This window comes from Hymenobacter montanus (assembly GCF_014699115.1).
Lineage (GTDB): Bacteria > Bacteroidota > Bacteroidia > Cytophagales > Hymenobacteraceae > Hymenobacter > Hymenobacter montanus.
Genome location: NZ_JACXAD010000022.1, coordinates 19,669 through 37,122, shown reverse-complemented (window position 1 = coordinate 37,122; position 17,454 = coordinate 19,669). Strand labels below are relative to the sequence as shown.

The 17,454-nt window shown below is 56.8% G+C and carries 18 protein-coding genes; 4 read left to right on the top strand and 14 right to left on the bottom strand.

Going from position 1 to position 17,454, the window contains the following annotated elements:
- Positions 1–72: 72 nt before the first annotated feature.
- From IC235_RS17395 to IC235_RS17370, 6 genes are all read right to left on the bottom strand, one after another.
- Positions 73–1,851, bottom strand: a complete 1,779-nt coding sequence (locus tag IC235_RS17395) for a hypothetical protein (protein ID WP_191006475.1) — start codon at positions 1,849–1,851, stop codon at positions 73–75.
- A gap of 30 nt (positions 1,852–1,881) precedes the next feature.
- Complete coding sequence (locus IC235_RS17390) at positions 1,882–3,165, bottom strand: tyrosine-type recombinase/integrase (RefSeq protein ID WP_191006474.1); 1,284 nt, start codon at positions 3,163–3,165, stop codon at positions 1,882–1,884.
- Between the two features lie 421 nt (positions 3,166–3,586).
- The gene (locus tag IC235_RS17385; RefSeq protein ID WP_191006473.1) at positions 3,587–3,844 is read right to left on the bottom strand and encodes a type II toxin-antitoxin system HigB family toxin; all 258 of its coding nucleotides are present in this window, start codon (positions 3,842–3,844) and stop codon (positions 3,587–3,589) included.
- The gene (locus IC235_RS17380; RefSeq protein ID WP_191006472.1) at positions 3,804–4,145 is read right to left on the bottom strand and encodes a hypothetical protein; all 342 of its coding nucleotides are present in this window, start codon (positions 4,143–4,145) and stop codon (positions 3,804–3,806) included. Before IC235_RS17380 ends, IC235_RS17385 begins: the two co-directional genes overlap by 41 nt.
- 258 nt (positions 4,146–4,403) lie before the next feature.
- Positions 4,404–5,084 carry a hypothetical protein gene (locus IC235_RS17375; protein ID WP_191006471.1) on the bottom strand — a complete coding sequence of 227 codons (681 nt, stop codon included), beginning with the start codon at positions 5,082–5,084 and terminating at the stop codon, positions 4,404–4,406.
- 336 nt (positions 5,085–5,420) lie between these two features.
- Complete coding sequence (locus IC235_RS17370; protein WP_191006470.1) at positions 5,421–5,711, bottom strand: hypothetical protein; 291 nt, start codon at positions 5,709–5,711, stop codon at positions 5,421–5,423.
- 160 nt (positions 5,712–5,871) lie between these two features.
- On the opposite strand from IC235_RS17370, the gene IC235_RS17365 reads away from it, so the two are divergent.
- The 3 genes from IC235_RS17365 (at position 5,872) to IC235_RS17355 (ending at position 8,616) form a co-directional block, all read left to right on the top strand.
- Complete coding sequence (locus tag IC235_RS17365) at positions 5,872–6,912, top strand: RtcB family protein (RefSeq protein WP_191006469.1); 1,041 nt, start codon at positions 5,872–5,874, stop codon at positions 6,910–6,912.
- A gap of 220 nt (positions 6,913–7,132) precedes the next feature.
- Positions 7,133–7,315, top strand: a complete 183-nt coding sequence (locus tag IC235_RS17360) for a hypothetical protein (protein ID WP_191006468.1) — start codon at positions 7,133–7,135, stop codon at positions 7,313–7,315.
- 299 nt (positions 7,316–7,614) lie between these two features.
- A complete protein-coding gene (locus IC235_RS17355; RefSeq protein WP_191006467.1) occupies positions 7,615–8,616 on the top strand; it encodes a DUF6252 family protein in 1,002 nt (333 codons plus the stop codon).
- Between the two features lie 367 nt (positions 8,617–8,983).
- On the opposite strand, the gene IC235_RS17350 is transcribed toward IC235_RS17355, so the two are convergent.
- From IC235_RS17350 to IC235_RS17335, 4 genes are all read right to left on the bottom strand, one after another.
- Positions 8,984–9,421, bottom strand: coding sequence for a carboxymuconolactone decarboxylase family protein (locus IC235_RS17350; RefSeq protein ID WP_191006466.1), 438 nt, complete (start codon positions 9,419–9,421; stop codon positions 8,984–8,986).
- A gap of 73 nt (positions 9,422–9,494) precedes the next feature.
- Positions 9,495–10,103, bottom strand: a complete 609-nt coding sequence (locus IC235_RS17345; protein ID WP_191006465.1) for a Crp/Fnr family transcriptional regulator — start codon at positions 10,101–10,103, stop codon at positions 9,495–9,497.
- Positions 10,104–10,281: 178 nt separating this feature from the next.
- Positions 10,282–10,815 carry a hypothetical protein gene (locus tag IC235_RS17340; protein ID WP_191006464.1) on the bottom strand — a complete coding sequence of 178 codons (534 nt, stop codon included), beginning with the start codon at positions 10,813–10,815 and terminating at the stop codon, positions 10,282–10,284.
- A gap of 89 nt (positions 10,816–10,904) precedes the next feature.
- On the bottom strand, positions 10,905–11,660 hold the full coding sequence (locus IC235_RS17335) for a hypothetical protein (protein ID WP_191006463.1): 756 nt from the start codon (positions 11,658–11,660) through the stop codon (positions 10,905–10,907).
- 368 nt (positions 11,661–12,028) lie between these two features.
- Here IC235_RS17335 and IC235_RS17330 point away from each other — a divergent pair, with 368 nt between their 5' ends.
- Positions 12,029–13,144: a glycoside hydrolase family 75 protein gene (locus IC235_RS17330; RefSeq protein WP_191006462.1), complete on the top strand. Its 1,116-nt coding sequence runs from the start codon at positions 12,029–12,031 to the stop codon at positions 13,142–13,144.
- 514 nt (positions 13,145–13,658) lie between these two features.
- Here IC235_RS17330 and IC235_RS17325 read toward each other — a convergent pair.
- The 4 genes from IC235_RS17325 to IC235_RS17310 form a co-directional block, all read right to left on the bottom strand.
- Positions 13,659–14,033 carry a DUF5615 family PIN-like protein gene (locus tag IC235_RS17325; RefSeq protein ID WP_317173604.1) on the bottom strand — a complete coding sequence of 125 codons (375 nt, stop codon included), beginning with the start codon at positions 14,031–14,033 and terminating at the stop codon, positions 13,659–13,661.
- Complete coding sequence (locus IC235_RS17320) at positions 14,030–14,275, bottom strand: DUF433 domain-containing protein (protein WP_191006461.1); 246 nt, start codon at positions 14,273–14,275, stop codon at positions 14,030–14,032. Before IC235_RS17320 ends, IC235_RS17325 begins: the two co-directional genes overlap by 4 nt.
- A 74-nt stretch (positions 14,276–14,349) precedes the next feature.
- Entirely contained in the window at positions 14,350–14,703 is a 354-nt protein-coding gene (locus IC235_RS17315; protein ID WP_191006460.1) for a hypothetical protein, read from the bottom strand.
- A 91-nt stretch (positions 14,704–14,794) separates the two neighbouring features.
- Positions 14,795–16,681 (bottom strand): ATP-dependent helicase, encoded by a 1,887-nt coding sequence (locus IC235_RS17310; protein WP_191006459.1) that lies wholly within the window; start codon positions 16,679–16,681, stop codon positions 14,795–14,797.
- Positions 16,682–17,454: the final 773 nt, after the last annotated feature.

Genomic DNA, 17,454 nt, shown 5'->3' with positions numbered 1-17,454 from the left:
CGGTCGACGGTGTAAATAGCCTACCTGGGCACTACGGAACCTTGCGGCCGCACGAATCCGCACGAATCCGCACTACTCCGCATTAGCTTGCCCACGCAACAGTGCCAACGTGCTGTCCCGGAACCGCTCAGCTTCACTACCATGCTTCCCAAGACCAGCCTGCACCGCCCGCTCGCCTACCACAGCGCCGAAGTGCTCACAGAATGCCCGCTGAACAGCTGCCTTATTGTTTCGAAGCCGTGGCGGGGTGGCATCGAGCAGGCCGTGAATGACGCCCACCCACGCTCCGGGGCTGGCCGCTGGTACAGCGTGGCCATCGGTGCCTACTAAGCCGAGTTCCTCCAATAACTCGCGCAGCTGAGGCACTGAATAGTTCAGCAGCAACGGCGTGAATGGATGGGGTAGCACTGGTGCTATGGTTGCAAGAGTGCTGAGCGAAGCTGGCTTGGTCGGTGGGGCCAGCAACTGTAGCACTCGTACGCTGTCTCGATAGTTTGCGCTTTTCTCCATCCAATACTCCGCTTCCCGCCCGTTTTTGTATTCGTTGGGATAGGCATAGCTTGGGTTGCTGTCCATCAATTCGACGGCCAATCGGACGCCATTCATTTTTTCCTGTTCCGCATAGGCCAACAGCTCTGACTTTTGATAAAGTGAAAGTTCTTCTGCAAAGGCAGGGTGCTGCAACAGTTTTAAATAAAAAGCCCGCAGTTCTGCAGTGGGCAGTAAGGGACTGGTTTGTGAAGGTGCTTCCGACTTTACTACCGGAGCAGCCGATGAAGCATTGATTTCGCTTGCATTCACCACAAAATTGCCGGCGGCTACGGCAGCATCGAGCGCCGTCAAGATGGAAGCAATACAGGCAAGGGTTTCGGTATGCTCCGCAACGTTTGCAGGTCGTTCTTGCTGTTGGGCCAGTTCTAGCCGCTCAACTACGTCTTTTTGCCTCATGAGCAGGCGATGACGTTCATCAACACCCCAGAAAGGCCAATTTTCAGGCTGAAGCTCCGCCACGCGCAGCGTTGCCCGAAACGACGTCAGCAGCCCACCGTGGGCGTTCAGCATCTGCTGCACATCGTTGCTCAAGTGTTGAGCGATGTAAGTGGGCAACCGTTGTACAAAATCGCTCCAAGCATAAAAACCTTTTGCGCGGTGCTGCTCGAACGCTGCTCGCAACGTCTGGGTCACATCGTAGCGAGGAAGCTGCGCACATGTCTTTAGGAGTGCGGTAAAATAAGTGTGGCTTTCAGCAATCTTGGATGGTAACAGGGAGACATCTGGTTCTATATCTTCAAGAGACTGGCCTGTCCGTTCTACCATTGCCTTTTGAGCATTAGCAGCCGCTGTCTGAGCCGCTAGGGTGGATAGTTGTGCACTGTGCAGATGTTGCTCGTGCATTAAATCCATAAGTTTCTTAATATGCGGCGGATAAGGATGATACTCCTTTGATTCATCGTCAACCAGAGCCACAGCAGTGGTAGAAACAACTGGTTGCAGCGGCTCTAGCTCTACTTTGTAGAGCTCACACAGGGCCAAATTCCAAAATTTGATTTCCAGCAGATTCCCGACAGGGAGACTTCCAGCCTTGGCAGGATTCGCTAAATCGTTAGCAAAGCGCGCTGCTTTTTCCACATGGTTTGTGAGCGCTTTTTCACAATAGCGCAGGAATCCGGCCCGCGTATTCCCTTGCCGGTGTACTTCGATTTCGGCTTTTATTCGGGGCAGTCCTTCCTTTATGCGAAAAGGTATTGGACATTTATCACAAAGGTCCTGCAGGGTCAGGGCATTCTCTTTTCTGGTACAACGCGAGTAAATTTCTGATTCCCCTGCTTCAGATTGGGTTTCTATCGACATAGCTTGCCAGCTCTCAGGAATAGATTATAATTACTCAGCTCGCTCGGGCATCTCGTGAAACCGCGCGAATTCTTCGGCCACGCGCTGGGGCGTCAGGTTGACGTAGCGCTGAAACGACTTGTAGGAAGTGTGCCCCGTGAGCTTCATCACGAACTCGGCGCTCATGCCCTTGCCCAGATTCAGGGTAACGAACGTGCGCCGGGCCGTGTGCACCGTCAGCTTTTCGTACTTGGGCGCCGTGGCCACGTCGGCCACCCCGCCGCGGTAGCGAATCACTTCCACCGGGCTGTCGATGCCGGCCAGTTGCCCGAGCTCTTTTAGGAAGCGATTCAGGACGGGGTTCGTGATGGGCTGGCTTTTCACGCTGGCCAGCTCGCCGGCCAACAGCCGCTCGACGATGCCTAGGGCGCGCACGCTCAAGGGCACGTTCACCACCGCGCGCGTCTTCTGGGCCGTGAGCCGCAAGTGGGCCGGCAGTGTGGCCGTGGCCGGTCGCAAGTGCTGGGGCCGGATGCTCACCAGGTCGGAATACCGAAGGCCCGTGTAGCAGGCCAGCAGGAACCAGGCCCGGGCCTTCTCCAGGCGAGCGCCCACTGCCAGCGGCAGCGCTTCGAGGGCCGCCAGCTCGGCGGTGCTCAGCGCTATTACGTCGGGCTCGCGCCGGGCCCAGCTCACCCGGTCCAGGGCGGTGCTTTCCGTGTAGCCCCGCTTGGCCGCCCACTTCATGAAGGCTTTGAGCCGGCCCAGATGCTTGTTGATGGTGTTGTCGGTGAGCTTGGCCACATTGAGCAGGTAGGCGGCCCAGCGGTCGCCCACGGTGGGCGTCAGCGTCTCAAAATCGATGGCGTACCCGTTGGCCTCCGAAAACTCGCGCAGGTGCCGGCCGGCGGTGGCGTGGGCCTGGGCCGTACGCACAGTGCCGGCGGCCCGGGTGTAGGCTACCCACTCGGCATAGTGTTGCCAGAACACCCCGCCCGCCGGCGCTTTGGCAGCCGCAGGCTCCGCGAGTCGTTCCGGAGCGGCCGCCTCGCGCAGCGCGGCCGCGGTCGGCACGGTACCGGCCGCCAGGTGCTCCGCGTAGGCGAGTAGCAGCCGCTCGCTGATGCCGGCCAGCGCGTCGTTGAGGTGCCCGTTCAACTCATTGCCCCGTCCGCGCACCTGGGCGCGCTGGTCGGCCTTGAGCCACTTGCTGGGGTGGATGCTCTGCCCCGTGTAGACCTTCACCCGGTTGCGCCGGTCAATGGTCAGCAGGGCGTAAATTGCCGTGGGGCGGTCAGCCCCTGGCTCCTTCAGATGAAAGGATACCGTCGCCATAAAATGAGTGTGTAGTTGCCAAGCTAAAGATAGGGTGTGTACCCCGACAAGGGTACACGTGGGGGTACACACGCTGCGATTTAAACAGTGTGTACCCCGATTAATCCCGACAACTGCACCTTGTAAAAGCCGTTTACAGGCCAGAAAAGGGCTTTTTTAGTCTGGCTAGTATCTGTCCTAAAACGTGGGCCGCAATCCAGTCCCCGCTACCTAAAAGGCCGTTTTCCTGATGGAAACGGCCTTTTAGGTAGCGGGGTACACATTCCTAATTTACGGCTAGGCTCAGGGCTATCATGCGGCTAATAGCCGCTTCGTGTTCTTGGTCGCTGGTGATGCCAGTCAAGGCGTTGGATTTAGCCATTTTACATAAGGCATTAACGGGGCGAGCGGGTACTATGATCAGGCAACGGGGTAGACGAACCTACAGTTCGGAAAGCTGCCTCTTCGATAGCTTGGAATATTCAGCGTGGGTGAAAATGCCTCGGATGTAGACCTGTTTGGTGAAGAAGAAAATCATCGCCACTAACTGGTACCTGTTGCCTTTGATATTGAATACGTATCTGTTATAGATAATGTAATGGCTGCTGAGCGTGTTTTCCTTCACTTCGTTCAGGTTACCCCAATCAGCGGCTTCCTGCTCACACCTGGTATTCCCAGACCGGGAAGGCAAAAAAGTCATCTAATTTCCCGGTGAGGACCACATTCCCTGACAGGCCCGGCACGGAGTGGATGGTCACATCGGGGAAAACGAGTTGGACGCCGACAGGGGCAGCGTCATCGGCGAAGGCGTAGAGGGCAATCCGCTCCAACTGAGCGTGGAGGGCACGGGCCAGACCCGGAAAGCTGGCCAGGGCGAAGCGCTCGTGCACAAGCTGTCCCCATGCCTCGGCGGCGAACAAGCGCGTCCAGGCGAGGCGCCGTTCGGCTAAGTCAGCTTGCCGGGGGAAGTCAGCAGCAGGGCTAGGGAAACCGGCGGACACTCGACTTCCGGCGTTTGTCCCTCACTACGCAGGTTTAGGGACACGGGCCCGCACTGGTGACCAGGTACAGGATGGTGTCGGTGTCAAACAAGCTCGCGGGGTCGTCGGTGGGAAAGATGAACAGGTCTCCGTCGAGCACGACGGCCCCAACGAAGGGGCGTAACTGGGCTTCAAGTGCTTCAAGCGCGTCCATGACTGGCCGGGGCAACGTGAAGACGCAAGGTAACTCCTCGGTCGGCATGGAGGAGTACCCTGGTTTTAGTAACGCAATTGAATGGAATCGACTACGGCGGGAACCGCGCCATAGTAGAAGTCGTCCACGGCTGATAGGTTCCTTTTGAGCACCTCGTAGTCCCGGAGGGGTAACCGAAACTGCCCCTCGCTAATTCGCCCTGCAAACGGCGCCGACACGTACCGGCTCTCCCCGTTCTGCACGCGCACGCGCAACATCGTGGCAAAATTCCCGGCGTATTTGTCAACTAGGAAGACTGCCATTTGCCGTGGGCGGATTTTGAGGATCCAATGGCCGTTGCCACAGAAATCGGGGCCTTGGCTTTCGATGGGCCGCCAACGCCCGGCGCGGTCCAGCGCCTCTTGCACGGCAAATACGTGCTTGTCCTTGCCATACAAGAGCTTGGGGTGGGACGTGGAATTGGCCACGTACACCGGATAGGTCCGGCGCGCCGGAAACAGGTGGGCGAGATTCGCCGGAAACGCTCCGGGACGTTGATATACCAGCTCGTGGCGGTAGTCGGCCACGACCTCCAACCCGTCGGTATTCAGGGAGTCGGCACGCTGGAAAGCCCGATAGCTCGGATACCCTTGCTCGGCCAGGTCCTGGCCCAGGGTATCGGGGTGGGTTAAATCTATGCGACGGGCAAAGCCGAAGCGGCCTGCCAGCGGAGGCCACACCCAGCCAATGCTGTCTACTTGTCGCAACTCCGGTCTCTTTTCCCTTACAGAGGCAGGCTGGGTCACGACGGGGAGTTCGAACCGCGCCAATGGGAGGGTGCTACCCTCTCCTCGACCAGTATCCGTGGGGTGGCACCCGGCAACCGCCAGCACTGCCAGGAGAAGAAGCGCGTGTACATGCATAAGACAGCCGTTCAGCAGCATAAACAGCCGCTGCTAAGAGATATTGCATGCCAGAGCGGAATATTGTACTCCCCCCGCGCCCCAGTGTTTCTGGCAAACTCTCGGTCCGAAAGCTATTCTATCACACAGTATTGATTCAGATTATTGGGCATAGCACATTATTTGAAATGTCCTTGCTGGTTACCGTGCGGAAATACGCGTAATGGATAGGTACCTGATGGTCAGATCGGGAAGAAAGACAGTATTGGTAAACACGCCTTCTTCGGCAAGGTACCGTTCCATCCTATCAACGGGCATGGGCGTGAAGTATTCGCCGTTGGCTCCCTTTATGGATGTCAGGGTTGCGTTCAGCTGCGTCATGGCTACGTCCGGCTTTTCGTAGTAATCACTTCGTAACTCGACTAGGCGTTCCGGCTGGCCGTTACCGGCCCGTAGGGATTTATGCACTTCGTAATGATAAATAGATGTCATAGGGATAATTGTGATGAGGAATTCGCTCTCTACAAGTTACGAAAGACAACTGACATTCCTTTACCTTTGTGACGGCCTATGCTGAGGCCCTACCCGCGCGCCCTACTCTGCGGCTGCTTCCCGTCGCGCGCCATTTTACTCATCTCGTAAAGAAGACCCCGTGAAAACAGTCTATTTTACGGATTGTAGCGGCGTGGAGCAGAACGCGCTACAGTCCCTCCTCGCTTTCGAGGAACAAGCCTCCATCGGGCGGATCGCCGTATTCCCCGATATTCACTACTGCTCGGAACGCTCCATTCCGGTGGGAGTGGCTTTTCAAACCACCTCGGTTTTCTACCCCCTGGTAACGGGGAAGGACATGGGCTGCGGAGTGGCCTACCTGCGCATTGCCCGGGCGGAGGTGCTGCGGCCCTTCGACAAAGCCCGGCACTATCGCGCGTTTGAGCGGGAAGTCCACGGCATGACCGATGAAGGCCTGGGTGGGGGAAATCACTTTCTTTCACTCGAGGCATCGGACGACTACCTGTACATCCTCGTGCACACCGGGAGCCGCAACCTGGGCATCTACCTGTACCAGCAGAACTGCCGGTTGTTGCAAGCGCATAACCCCGGCCAGCAGTGGCTGCCGATCGACGTGGCCACGCCCGACTACTTGGGGGAGTACACCCGGGTGCTGGCTTATGCGGCGAGCCGCCGCCAAGAATTCGTCACCAAAACCTACGACTTCCTGGTTCGCAACCAGTACGTGGCGCCCGGCGCGCCGGTGTTTGCCGATAGCTGCCACAACCTGCTGGAGTTTACCGCCAACGGGGTTATTCACCGCAAGGGCAGCACGCAACTGGTCGCCGACACTGAGGTAGTTATCCCGCTTTCCATGAGCCGGGGCTCGCTGATCGTCAAGCCCAACCGCTGGGACCCCGCGGTTGAGCAGGCCCTGTGGAGCTGCGCGCATGGGGCCGGGCGCCGGTACAGCCGCACCAATACGCTCAAGTTCTGGCACTCCCTGAAAAAAGCGGAGAAGGATGCCTACCGCCAGCGTTTTCCGGAGTTACTCAACCGGCAGGGCGACTTCGACAGCAGCATCTTGCAGGAGTTTGACTTTGCGTATAAAGACACTGCCGCGTTACTGGCCAGCCAGCCCTACCTGATCCGGTGCGACGAAACCCAGCCCATCGTAACGGTGAAATTTACCGGTGTTTAGCCGCCCGTCAGGTAGTAAGGAGCTCTCTTTGTCCTCGCTTGCCGGAGCGGCTCCGTGTGAGCGCTCACCAGCTTAGCGGAATTCCCCTGCCACCTCTGAAAAGTTCACGAAACACACCGGTGAGGGGGGCTTAGAATGCTCCTCTCACCGGGATTGGCACTGCCCGCGCCCCGATTCGGTCAACGGCAGAGCGACCTGGCCTAGGTACTACTCTCAGCCAATGCCCCCTCCTGCCCTCGCTGGACAGCCCATCGCGCTGGACGCCATCCAGCCCCATCACGTCGACCAGCGCCCATCTCCACTGCGCCACGGCTTGGTCATCAACCAAGCCGAAACCGGCCTGCTCCCGGGTGTGGAACACTGCGCTGGCTGCACCATAGTCCATTCTCTGCTTGAAGCGTGAGTCCGGAGCCGCGATGCTAGCCGGCATTCCACGGAGCTGCCGTGGCAGTTGGCACAGTAACCGGCTTGCCTTGCGGGAGAAGCCAATACTCCAATCGCCCACTACTTATATAACATTACGAAGATTAGTTAGAACCCAGAATACTAAAGGTGGAACCGCAACATCAGCCGCTGAAAAGAGAATTCCACGGTTACCTCCCGGTAATGGTAGTAGCTGATTGATCCTTGCGTAATCAATTAGTTAGTTGCGCGTAGGGGCCGTAACTTGCCGTTTCACTCGCTATACATTTTCCTTTTTCTATGAATACCTATTTACGTTACTTAGCCCTCTGCTTACTAGCTAGCTCCTTGCTAACTGCTGTTTCATGCAGCAGCAAAAAAGATGATCCCCAAGCCCAGCCCCCGGCAACCGTCACGGCCACCCTCAGCGGACAGGTGTCGCCGGCCGGCTCCATCGCCACCGTCACGGCCACCGACGCCAACGGCAAAGCCATTACGGCTACCCCCAACCGGAATGGCACCTACTCCTTCCCTGGCTTGCCGCTGGGCTCCTATACCCTCACCTTCACCCCGGCGGCGGGCTACATCGCGCCGACACCCGCTTCAGCGGCTCTGGTAGCGGGGGGCACCGTGGTTCCCACGACCACGGTTGTCGCGGCACCAACCACCGCCACCCTGAGCGGACAAGTAGACCCGGTTGGTTCCGTGACAACGGTGACGGCTACTCCGAGTAGCGGCCGACCCACCACGACTACTCCCGGCAGCACGGGAGCCTACTCCCTGCCCAACCTGCCCTTCGGGGAGTACACCATCAGCTTTACCGCGGCCCCGGGCTACCAGGCCATTACAACCGTGTTCAGGGTAACGCTAGTGGTCGGGGGCACGACCGTTCCTACCGTCACGGCCACCCTAGTGCCGACCAGCGCTTCGTACTCCGTCAACGGCACCACGGTTACCCCGGTCAACATTAATTCCCAAGTCGTCTCCGGCGACCGGGTTATCACCTTGGAGAACAGCGCCAACGTGCGGCTCACGCTGTTTCTGCAGGGCCAGGTGCCGACAGTAGGCCGGGTGCAGCTCAATACTGCCGCCAACTATGCGCAATACAACGCGGCCGACCAGGTCATCTATAGCTCTCGGTCGGGCAACGGCTCCAGCACCCTGGACATTGACGCGGTCAACACCACCGCCCGCACCTACTCCGGAACCTTTCGCTTCGTGGCCGGCATAACCAATCCAACCCCTGGCTCCCCCAACACCCGAAACATCGCGAACGGCACGTTTACTAACCTGCGATATTAAGCCAGCACCCCGGGCCAAGGCGCTGATCCAACCCTAAATCAGCAATACCGTCAGCAATCGTTTCATTGGGCTGAACCTACCACTACCAGCCCAAAAACACCCGCCGTGCCCGGGGTGGAGTCGCATTACTCTTTCAAGTAGGCGACATGAGAACGTCAAATTCAGCTGATGGGCGACCGCTAAACTACAGAGGGGGGTAGAAGCTGTTTGCGTAAATTAAAAACGGTCATCTGAGCTGGTCGAAGCCTCTCTCCCACTTCCTTGAAATGGCCCAGACGAAGCGGGAGAGAGGCTTCGACCAGCGGACGCCAGATAGAGCAGGACGTTCAAAAGTGCTTTTCGCTTTTACGGGACGGTCAAATGTCAGCTAGGCAGACAGCGGCAAGTTGGTGGCAATGCTGATGCGGTTCCAGGCATTGATGGTCACAATGGCCATGATGACCTGGGCCAGGTACTGCTCACCCAAAGCAGCCACGGCCTGCTGGTACGTAGCGGCCGACACGTGCTTGCTGATAAAGGTTACTTCTTCGGTCATGGCCAGAATGGCTTGCTCTTCAATGGTGAAGAGGGTGGTCTCGCGCCAGGCATTAAGCAGGTAGAGGCGTTGCTCGGTTTCGCCGTGGGCGCGGGCTTCGCGGGTGTGCATGTCGATGCAAAAGGCGCAGCCATTGAGCTGCGAGGCCCGCACGTTAATCAGGTTTTGGTGGGTGGCGTTGAGCCCGGTGGCGCCCAGGTACTTTGCGAGCCCGTACATGGCTTTGTAGGCGTTGGGCTCGAGTTGCTGCATGTTAAGTCGCTGGTCCATAATAGCTGGGGTTAAGTGTGCGACAAAATTCCGCCGGGATCGGGCCGGTTCTCCTTAACCTAGATTAAGAAATTCAGGGTTCGTGGCGGCCGGCTTTGCCCGCCGGATGGCCACCGGGCCGGGCCCGGATCTTACTCAGGAACTCCGGCGTAAACCCCAGGTACGAGGCCAGCATATACTGCGGCACCCGCTGCACAAACCCCGGAAACGCAGTGCTGAAGTGGTGGTAGCGCTCCTCGGCCGATAAGCCGAACTGATACACGAAGCGCATCTGGTCAGCCGCGACCACGCGCTGCAGCACCAGCCGGAAATAGCGCTCCAGGGCCGGCACCCGGGCCAGCAACTCCTCTTGGCGGGCGTAGTCGAGCACGGCCACGGTGGTGGGCTCCACGGCCTGTATGAAAAACTCCGACGGCCGCTGGCTCAGCAAGCTGGACTGGTCCGTTATCCACCAGTTTTCGAGGGCGAAACGCGTGATCTGCTCCGCCCCTTTTTCGGTAATGAAATACATGCGCAGGCAGCCCTGCAGCACGAAGTAGTTGGCGGTGCAGGTTTGCCCGGCGGCCAGGAGGTAGGCTTTGCGCGGCACGGTTTGCAGCGTCAGGTTGTCGCCCACCAGTTGGGCTTCGGCCGAAGTCAGGGCTACGTACCGGGCAATGTGTGCGAGCAGGGCAGTGTACATGGGCAATCAGCGGCTTATCGACCGCCCGTGAAGACAGGCGGGCACAACTTGCTATGACCGGCGACTGCGGGAGACAGCTGCTGGCCTCATTTGGGGTACATGCTTAACCAAACTTTAAGTCGGCAGCTGAATCAGCTCGACACGCTAGCGGCCACTTACCACCTGAACAGCTGCGCGGTCAGTCCGGTAGTGTCATGCCGAAAAGCCCTAAGCCCCAGAATACCACCCCCAACGCAAGAGCAACTACTTGCCGCGCGCTGAAATGCTCCTGGTTACAGCCGCCATAGGCAGGTGCTTGTAGCATGGCATCCCGAAATTCTTTATATGCGGGTACCAGGAATCCCGACGCCCCTAGGGCCACAACCCACAGTGGGTCGGGCAATCGGGCGAGCAAGTTCAGGATAATGTAGCCAGCCGCCAGCCCGGTTGGATTGGAGATAGGACGGTATCCTCCCGTGGAATACGCAAACTGATTAATGGTCTGCAACAACTCATTGAAGGTAAACAAACTGAAAATAGCCCGCAGAACCGGCCAAGTGTCCGTCTGCTGCCATTGCTTGAAAAACCGCCAGGTTTTGTATTGCCACCACAGGCCATACAAACCAAAGGAGGCCACACACAGAATGATAAACTTGGCGGGGGTGATGAGTGGATACGCCTTCCAGGTCTCTGTTTGCAGCTGGTCGGTAACTGGAGTAGCAAAAGGCTCCATAAAGTGGGGTAGGTTAGCTAGTTGAGGCCAACGATGAGCTGGCTAATATACGCCACTACCGGGCAAGCTTAGGGAACCTCCACAAGCCGTCAGCAGATGGCTACTGCATTGTTTTCAACCAAAGCGCCACTTCCTTGGGAGCAAGAGTTTTCAGGAGTTCCAGGGGTGGGGGGGGGGGGCTTGCCCGTAGGGCCATACTCGGCGAAGGCAATCTTCACGAGCTTGGTTTTAAACTTCGGATAAAGCGCATACGCCAGGGCGGCAAATCGACCTTGGTACCACCCGTAATTGGGCCCACCCACCCCGTAGTACAACCGCTCAAAATCGGCCAGGGTGCGGTATTGGGGCAAAGGACCGGCGGGGGCCGAAGGCCGCATCGACAGCCCTTTTCGGGTTTCGAGGTAGCAGATGGCGAAGTACGAGGCGAAAAATTCGCCGGCCCATTTGGTCGGAATGGCGGTGGGGTGCAGGGTATAGAAGTAATAGTGTCCCAACTCGTGCACCGCCACCAAATCCACGGTGTCGGCCGAGCTGCCGTCGGCGGGCTGGAACAGTTGGGGGGCCTGCTTGCTCGCGCCCACCACCAGGCGGTTCGTTTCATCGTCGTAGTACGGCACGGGCGTGGTGGGCCGCACGTTCAGCCCGACGACAAACGGCGGGCCCGGCAACGCCTCTTCGTAAAACCTGGCCGCTTCCTGCACCAGTTGCTGGTAGGCGCGGGCTTGCCGGGCCCGGCCGGCCGGGAAGTAGGTTTTTACTTTCCCGCCGAGCGAATCACGGCTCTGAGCTACGGCCGGCCGCCCCGCCGAAAGCCAGAGCAGCAGGGCGAGTAAGCTGGTTTTCATGTTTGCAAGGACCACCCATCAGCATAGCACTTCGCTAATATAATATAAAGCACCCGAACGTCCACAGCAGCCAACGATGCAAACAACCCCGCTGCGGCTCCAAACCCGTTGCCGACGGTGCCATAGGTCGCTTCCTAAGCGATGGCATACTTCCGCTGCTGGCAGTCTGCACCAAAGAGTTTGGTCGTTGGGCCAACGGCTGGTGTCGTTCGACCAAGCCGCGGGGTTCAGTTCTTGATTGGTGACGCCGATGGCCGGTATTTGGGGTAAAAAAGCCGTTCGTGGCGTTGCTCGCTCTGCCCTTACGTGCTTTGCTCCAACCCGATTCTTCAGCCTTTCACACTTTTTTCATCTCTTTTCTACCCCCAATGTTACCTTTCTGCTTCCCCCGCTTTCGCTCTTCTACAACTGGCCGGTTGGCCAGCACGGGCCTGGCTCTCCTGGCGCTGAGCGCCTGCAATCGCACCCCCGATGTTGCCCCCAAAGGGGCCGAAGCCCCCAATCAGGCCCTGGAGGCCACGGCCGCCTGCGGTGGCAAGACCCAGGTGCTTAGCACGGGCGGCGTGAGCGTATACCGCATGAACAACTACCCCAACGTGTACTTCTACACGGCCGGAATGCAGGTCGACGGCGATGGTTCGCCTTATTGTTATCACCCCAGCAACAACGCCATCGCGCTCGATTACCTAGGCAACGCCACCAGCGAGAGCAAGCGGTACGTGCAGGGCGCCAACGGCGTGCCGGTGATACGGGGCGCCCGCGGCTTCTACGTGTCGCAAACCTCGCTCGCTTACCCCGACTTCCCCGCCAGCGACCCTCGGCATTGGGTCGACGCCGAAAGCCTCCCGTTCGTGGTGATTCCGGGGGACTTGTACGCCCAGTCGGGCAACGGCATTCGGCCTGGCAACCTGGCCTATGCGTACAACAAGCGCACCGGCAAAGGCTGCTTCGCCCTGTGCGGCGACGTGGGCCCGCGCGGCAAAGCCGGCGAAGCATCCATTAACCTGGCCCAGCAGCTCGGCGTGACCAACTCCAGCCCAAAAAACGGCGGACAGGCCAGTGACATCGAATACGTCATCATCGCCAACTCGGGCGCGAGGTCTGCCCGGGGCCTCATCGACATTTACAACGAAGGCGTGGGCTGGCAGATTCGGGGCGGCGGCAACGACGTGTTGCCCTGCCTGGGCATCCGGCCGGCCAGCTTCCCCCTGCTGGGCATTACCGAGGCCGACGTGACCCAAGAAATCCGGGCCGGCATAGCTACTACGTTCAACATCACCGCGAACCCCGTCGTCAGCCGCGTCAAAATCATCATCGACGGGCAGTACACCATCTACGATGCCAAGCTGGGGCTGAGCAGCACCAGCACGGTACCCTTCAGCACGAAGTTCAACCAGGCGGGCTACCGCAACTTAGTTATCGAAGGCTACGACGGGGCTGGCACCCTCTTAACGTCGGTATCGCGGCGGCTGCGCGTCCTGTAATTGTTCGGCATTGGCTAGGTCCGCAGCCATGCGCTGCAGCAACAATCGAAAGTAACGCTTCCGGGCCGGCACCCGCGGCTAGCAGTTCCTGCTGGCGCGCGTAGTCGAGCACGGCCACGGCGGCCTGCACGAAAAGTTCGGCGTCTGCTGGCTCAACGAATTGCGCCCACACCAAACACAACTACTTCGTCGGCGCGAGGCTCTGCCTCGTGCCGACGAAGTAGTTGTACAGAAGTAAGCATAGAGAAAAGCACGGTCATGCTGAGCTGGTCGAATCATGACTGTTCAAGAGACTACGGGTACTTATGGCTGAGTGCTTAACAGCATGCTTCCACCCTGCGCTTGTTGAACGATATCAACGCAAAATTCCCCTAACGGCGCGAACGCCTGCGGGCCAGAGACCCACTGCCAGTCGGCACGGGGCATAGCCCCGCGCCATCTGGTAGCCATCGCCCCACCCGCCAACCAGCCGCTACCGAGGGCGGCAGCGGCTGGGGAAGCTTAGTGTTTCTGCTTACCGGTGCGCCACCAGCAGCGTGCGCGACAGCTCCAGGTATGAATGATGCGCGAACAGCTTCAGAATTTGCGGCAGGAAATCCCGAAAAAGCTCCAATAAATCATTCGTGCCGATGTTGCCCGTCGACACGAGCAGCAGCTTATACGGCTGGCCGTGGAGCAGAAAGCTGTTCACAAAGTCGGCGTCTTTGGTGATGACGATGCGTTGCTCCGCCATCGAGAGCTGGCTGATGCTCCCGTCCTGCGTTCGGTTGGCCGCGGGCAGGTCGAGGGTGTGCAGGCAGCCGCAGCCGGTATGAAAGGCCAGAAAATCGGCCAACCGCTTCGGCAGTTGCGCATCGACCAGAAACCGCAACGGCTCGGCGGTGCTCACGAGGCTAGCCGGAAGATGGACCGCACTTGCAGTATATCAGCCGCGTAGGCCTGGCAGGCGCGCAGGTCCTCGGCCTCCAAATCAGGGTAGTCGGCCAGGATTTCGGCCTCCGTCATGCCGGAGGCCAGATATTCGAGCACGTTTTGCACGGGGTAGCGCAGGCCGCGCACCGTGGGCTGCCCGTGGCAAATGTTCGGGTCGATGGTAATGCGCGGGTGGGCAGCGGAGCGAGGCGTTTCCATGCAGCTAAGTTACACCCGGCCCCGTCGGCCTCAACACCACCCCGGCCCCGAGGCGGCGGCAGCTTAGTGATACGCTAAAGAATCGCGTAGCATCCCTCCGTTGCAAGGTCCGCAGAGTAATCAGCGTAAGTAATCATCAGTGAATAGGACTTAAGTACATCGTTCTCCACTAGGATGTCATACTCGCCGTCCTTTTGCTGCTCAAGGACAACGCCGCATTTTGGGCACTCGTCGTTCTCCAGAATCCCGTGCACTTTCACCCGCGGTAAGTGCGGCTTGCCTTCCTCGTTGTAGCCCCACGCCAGGGTATCGCCTAACTGATACTCCAGCTGCCGAGTAGCCCCGAATTTGAACTGGATTCGCCCCGCGTATTCCTGTCCACAGTGCAAACACTGGATGGGAACGTTGAGAGCATTGAAGAAGCCCATAGCCAAAGTACGAGAAAGAGCAGCAAGCTACCCCAACGCCGAACCAGCCGCCCCGGGGTCGCAGCGGCTGGTGAAGCTTAAGATACTCGCCTTAGAAACCTATTGCTTCACGCCACTCTTGTGCCGCTTGTACGTGAGCATTAGGTCCCAATTGCCGAATAAATGGGCTCATTCTAAGTAAGGCTATATTTCCATCGGTCCTGTTAAATTCAACGCCTCCTCGTCTTGCTTCTTGCATGGGCATTAATGCCGCAGAACTTATGACCAGTGTGTCAGTGGTTCTAGTTATTGCAACATAGAAAAGCCTACGTTGCTCTTCAATTGAAAATGCCTGCTCAAGTTGCGTTTCGCTTTGCCGAATTCTCGGAAGAATTCCAGCGTTGCAGCCAACTACAATTGCGCATTTTGAAGTCAAGCCTTTGGACTTATACAAGCTCATAATTCTGACTATGCCGTCATCTTCGCTAGGCATAATTGGCTGTGTAATGGCAAAAAGTAGTTCTCGATGGAACTTAGGTAGTTCATCTTGGTCTGCCGCGATGCGTAAGGCGACTCTTCTAACATCAAAGCAATCTGCATTTCCGGCCGGCCAGCAGATATCTATGATTTGTGTTAGCGTTCTACCTTGACAAGCGCCCACCTTCCGAGCCACTTCTTGGTAGCGGCCTAGCAAGTCTCTACATGCGACTGGTAACGTAATTGTTCCATTAGCCGCCATCTCCAGACACTCAAATATTGAGACTCTGAGCGTTTTCGCCGTGGTATCTAGAGCAGCGTACTGCTTAACTCTCTTATTATCCTTATCAAAACTTAGCCAAGCTCTAAGGGCTATTTTATCCTCTTCATTAATTAAAAGATTGAGAACACATATTCCTTCTTGAGCAGCCCGCTGTTCAAGACAATCCTCATTGAAGAAACTTTGCGCAGGAATATGATTGGCGACAAGAGCACTGCGAATTGCTAGCCCTATTTGCTTTCGGGCAGCCAGAACAAGTATTTGACCAGCTGGCACTTCATTCATGCTAATCTGCCATTTAATGTAATCAGCAATGTTGCGCGCTTCATCGACAACCGACTCGTGCTGAACAATCGACACGTTGCCTTCGGGGTTTGAAGCAAAAGGCAACAGAACCGCCGAAGGGTTAAACCGGCCTTCATTATTCAAAATTAGATGGTTAGCAAACTCAACAACCTTCTTCGGGCACCGACGACAAGTGAGAAGCTCTATATCAAGAGTAGGGGCGTGTGTCGTATGAAAGGAAATAATTCCCTCCGGCTGAGCATGTCGAAAGCTGTAAATAGACTGGTCATCGTCGCCTATGACTGTCAGATTATTCGATTTAGCTAGCAAATCAATAAGCATCTGGTCAGCTCTATTCAGGTCTTGATACTCGTCCACTAGGATATGCTTGTACCCTATATGTGCTGCTGCAAGCGGATTGTCTTGGAGATGCTTTATCATCAACACGATTAGCTCATCAACTAGCATTCCACGATGGTTAGTTAACCACTGTAAAAGGCGGCGCTCAAAGTCCTGCTCTAGCGGATTATGAGAATATCCTGGAACCTGATGCTGCAATGTTGCCCAATAGGTTTCAAATGCCATCAATAGGTCCCTTGTAGCAGTAACGTTAGCCTCTGGAGTTACCAAGTCATACACCATGCAATTCTTTTCAAACTCCATAAGGCTACGTGAGTGCCGACCTAAGTCTTCTAAAACGCCTTCAGCAGACAAAATTCTAAAAGCAAGGCTGTGCAATGTCATAGCATGAACCTTGTCAGCTCCAGGGGCACCAAGTCGCTCCAGTTGCTTAACCAAGTCATTTGCCGCAGTTCTTGTAAATGAGACCGTAAGTATCGACTCAGGCTCGACGCCTTCTTCTAAAAGCCGCGTAATGCGCCGCATTAAAGCAAAGGTTTTTCCAGTTCCAGGGCCAGCTTTGACGCGCATGTATGAGCCATCTTCGTAAGCAGCCATCTGCAAGTGCGGGCCTGTGAGCCCGTCGCTCCATTTTGGTGTGGGTATAGGCATTATTGTATAGGTATAAATTGGTTTAGAAGACAGAAACGAAGGGAGATCTATTCTCTCCCTGCAAAACTTTACGACCCGCAGGCCTCATAGGCGTCCGGATTATCCAGCGAGCAGTTTATGTCGGCTTGGTTTTGCTCCACCAGGGCCATGACTCCAAGGTTTCGGCAGCTTGCTTTACTACTATAATTTTAAGCTCATCATTAGTCAAATATACTAGCTTCCAGTTTAGAAAGCAGAACAATTAAAAATGTTTTTATTTGTTATTTAGTTATTTATAACAATAGACGTTTTCATTTGAACTAATGTCACTAACACCACAGCTGCCTTGGGGCAAGAGCGGCGAGTGAAGCTTAGGCTACTGGACACAGTAGCTGTCGCTCGCGGAATCCGTTACTGCTTTTTGGTAAGTCGATATGAGTACTTACCACTGCCAAGATGCCCACTTTCGTTGATATACACAATCCAGTAGTCACCACCGCTTTCGTAGCGCCAAGGGCCGGTTTCCTTGACAACAGGGCCTTCCCTAACCTCGTAGCGGTTATCAGGTGCTAAGTATAGAACACACTTTGGACAGTGGGGGTAATGCACCAATAGATATGTTCCAATATATTTATCCTCGGCCTCGTGATGAAGAGAATATTGGCGGTAGCCAAGCCCTACCAGTAGGCTGCCAGTGAGAACAGACAGAATAAGGTATGTGCCTTTAGCAACTGGGGTAT

Bases quoted from the DNA above. Each gene is read 5' to 3' on its own strand.
- IC235_RS17395 (WP_191006475.1), bottom strand. From the start codon at position 1,851: ATGTCGATAGAAACCCAATCTGAAGCAGGGGAATCAGAAATTTACTCG.
- IC235_RS17390 (WP_191006474.1), bottom strand. From the start codon at position 3,165: ATGGCGACGGTATCCTTTCATCTGAAGGAGCCAGGGGCTGACCGCCCC.
- IC235_RS17385 (WP_191006473.1), bottom strand. From the start codon at position 3,844: ATGACTTTTTTGCCTTCCCGGTCTGGGAATACCAGGTGTGAGCAGGAA.
- IC235_RS17370 (WP_191006470.1), bottom strand. From the start codon at position 5,711: ATGACATCTATTTATCATTACGAAGTGCATAAATCCCTACGGGCCGGT.
- IC235_RS17360 (WP_191006468.1), top strand. From the start codon at position 7,133: ATGCCCCCTCCTGCCCTCGCTGGACAGCCCATCGCGCTGGACGCCATC.
- IC235_RS17355 (WP_191006467.1), top strand. From the start codon at position 7,615: ATGAATACCTATTTACGTTACTTAGCCCTCTGCTTACTAGCTAGCTCC.
- IC235_RS17350 (WP_191006466.1), bottom strand. From the start codon at position 9,421: ATGGACCAGCGACTTAACATGCAGCAACTCGAGCCCAACGCCTACAAA.
- IC235_RS17345 (WP_191006465.1), bottom strand. From the start codon at position 10,103: ATGTACACTGCCCTGCTCGCACACATTGCCCGGTACGTAGCCCTGACT.
- IC235_RS17340 (WP_191006464.1), bottom strand. From the start codon at position 10,815: ATGGAGCCTTTTGCTACTCCAGTTACCGACCAGCTGCAAACAGAGACC.
- IC235_RS17335 (WP_191006463.1), bottom strand. From the start codon at position 11,660: ATGAAAACCAGCTTACTCGCCCTGCTGCTCTGGCTTTCGGCGGGGCGG.
- IC235_RS17330 (WP_191006462.1), top strand. From the start codon at position 12,029: ATGTTACCTTTCTGCTTCCCCCGCTTTCGCTCTTCTACAACTGGCCGG.
- IC235_RS17320 (WP_191006461.1), bottom strand. From the start codon at position 14,275: ATGGAAACGCCTCGCTCCGCTGCCCACCCGCGCATTACCATCGACCCG.
- IC235_RS17315 (WP_191006460.1), bottom strand. From the start codon at position 14,703: ATGGGCTTCTTCAATGCTCTCAACGTTCCCATCCAGTGTTTGCACTGT.
- IC235_RS17310 (WP_191006459.1), bottom strand. From the start codon at position 16,681: ATGGCTGCTTACGAAGATGGCTCATACATGCGCGTCAAAGCTGGCCCT.